Source organism: Mycobacterium sp., assembly GCF_050701675.1.
Taxonomy (GTDB): domain Bacteria; phylum Actinomycetota; class Actinomycetes; order Mycobacteriales; family Mycobacteriaceae; genus Mycobacterium.
Genome location: NZ_JBOGDD010000597.1, coordinates 1 through 2447, shown reverse-complemented (window position 1 = coordinate 2447; position 2447 = coordinate 1). Strand labels below are relative to the sequence as shown.

General features: G+C 65.8%; 2 protein-coding genes. Both read right to left on the bottom strand.

The features are described from left to right. Positions 1–3: 3 nt before the first annotated feature. Positions 4–912, bottom strand: a complete 909-nt coding sequence (locus ACRDUX_RS18365; protein ID WP_526415450.1) for a serine hydrolase — start codon at positions 910–912, stop codon at positions 4–6. 195 nt (positions 913–1107) lie between these two features. Next, on the bottom strand, positions 1108–2447 hold a 1340-nt coding region (locus tag ACRDUX_RS18360; RefSeq protein ID WP_526415449.1), incomplete at its 5' end, for a 6-phospho-beta-glucosidase.

The following is a 2447-nucleotide window of genomic DNA, read 5'->3' as shown; positions in this document are numbered from 1 at the left end:
GCACTAGATCCTGCCGCCGGGGAACATCGTCTTGACGGCCTGAGTCATGTTCCTACGGGCAGCGTCGGCGCTAGTGGGGTCCAGGGAGCCGATCGCCATCACGTAGCGGTGTTCGGGTCCGATGATGCCGGTGGAGAAGTGCAACTGGTTGGCGCCGTTCCAGCAGCAGAACCAGCCCTGCTTGACCGCGACCGACTCGGCATAGAGTCCCTCGGGGATGCCGAACCGCTGCGGGTACCCGTCGGTTCCCGTCGGGGTGGACTGCGCGAGGTCGCCGATGATGACGTTGGTCTGTTCTGGCGGCAGCCCACCGGTGCCGTTCAACAGCATGTCGTAGTAATGGACCAGATCGCTTGCGGTGCTTTGCGTGACGTCCCAGTGTCCGTTGTAGGGTGCCGTCGTTCCGGTCAACCCGTAGCGTGCCTTGACGCGCGCGATGATGGCGTTTTGACCGCTGCGGTCCCAGAAGTTCTGGGCTGCGCTGTCGTCGGAGGACCGCAGCATGATGTCGAGTGACTTTCGGTCGGCAGGGGAAAGTTGCGTCTCGCCCTTCGACTCCTGCAGCAGCAGGTCGTCGGCGATGAACAGCTTCACCACGGAAGCGATCGGGTAGGGCTTGTTGACACCGTTGGAGACGATCTGGCCGGTGGAACGGTCCAGTACGACGACCTCGATGTTGGCTCCCGACTTGGCCGCGTCGGCGGTGGCTTGACGGACGCGGGCGTCGAGTCCGACGAGCGGGGCCGTCGGCTGGGCCGGTGGGGCTTCGGGCTGCATGGCAAGTGGTGCCTGCGGGGTGTTCTCAGTGCTCGGCGGCGTCCCCCAAGCCGGTGCTTCACAACCGTTTACGAGCAGCGCCACACAGATGATCGCCATTCCCGTCATCGCCCGATTCGGCAGCCGCCAACGCATAAGTCTCCTCCGAGCAGATCCTGAACCAGGGGTGTGGGCCAACGCTGTGCCCACCGGTTACCCCAGCCTAATCGGCTTGCCTCAGACGGTATGGGTGCATCCAGGCTGAAGGCCCCGGTCTGCGAATATTGCATTGGTTCGCGCCGACGGACTCACCCGCCGCCGCGGCATCCGTGGCGATCTTGACGACTGGCGTCACGCCGCCAGTGAACGCTTCCCCAACACCCTGGCGAGGTCGGGATTGGCCGCGAGGTAGCCGGCGAGCAGCTCCCGCGCGACGCTGACCGAGTCGACGAGGGGGTGCAATGCAAACGCCTTGAGTGCCTCCGCCGTCGATCCGGTGGCGGCGGCGGAGATGGTGTGCCGCTCAACGGCCTTCACCTGCTGCATCAATCCGAGCTGGTGCAGGTCTGGCTGGGTATCCAGGGCCAGTGGGTGCACGCCGTTGGCGTCGACCATGGCAGGCACTTCCACTACCGCGTCGTCGGGCAGACCGGCGATGGTGCCACGGTTGCGCACGTTGAGGATCATCGTGCGCCTCTCGTCACGGCTGATCGCCGCCATCACTCCAAGCGCCACACCGGCATAACCCAGGTGCGCGGGATCGGTCTCGCGTTCGCGCTCAACGGCGGGGGCGCCCTGGACGCCGCCCTTGGCCTCGGCCATGTAGCTGGCGCCGCGTTCGTCCACCGCACCGGTCCACAACTTCGCCGCAAGGTCGGGTTCGGCGGCGGCTTCCGCGAAGAATTGGCCCTGTGTCTCCAGCAGGAAGTCACCTCGGGTCTGCGGGGATTCGAGGATGCGTCGCACCGCGTCACGGTTGAAGTAGTAGTAGTAGAGGTACTCGTTGGGGATCAGTCCGAGCGTGCGCAACCAATCGGCGCCGAAGACCTGGGCCTCCTCCATCCGAGCCAGTCGCTGTTCGTCGGCGAGCAGGGCGGGTAGGACGTCGACGCCGTCGACGAGGACTCGCCGCATCCAGCCCAGGTGGTTGAGTCCCACGTAGTCCATCTGGATGCGAGTGTGGTCGTAACCGAGCACGCCGGCCACGCGTCGACCCAAACCCGAGGGCGTGTCGCAGATTCCGAGCGCTCGGTCACCCAGCACACCCTGCAGCGCCTCGGTGATGATGCCGGCGGGGTTGGTGAAGTTCAGGAAGTACGCCTTCGGGGCCACCCTGCGGATGGTCTCGGCGATGTCGAGTATCACCGGCAGGGTGCGCAGGGCGTAGGCGATTCCGCCCGGTCCCGTGGTCTCCTGTCCAAGCACGTTGAGATCGAGCGCGACGTGCTCATCGCAGCAGCGTTGTTCGACCCCGCCGACCCTGATCGCTGCGAACACGAAATCGGCTCCCTCCAAAGCGGGTTCGAGTTCGGTGTGGGTCGTCAAGGCGGGTACGTCGGAGAAGCCGGCGGCGAGCTGATCGAGGATGGTGGTGATGGTGGCCAGGCGGACCTCGTCGACGTCGTACAGGGCGACCTCGGTCACCCGGGGCGACCCCTGATCACGGATGAGGGCCTGCCAGACGTAGGGAG

Coding starts and splice junctions, on each gene's coding strand:
- ACRDUX_RS18365 (WP_526415450.1), bottom strand. CDS start 912: ATGCGTTGGCGGCTGCCGAATCGGGCGATGACGGGAATGGCGATCATC.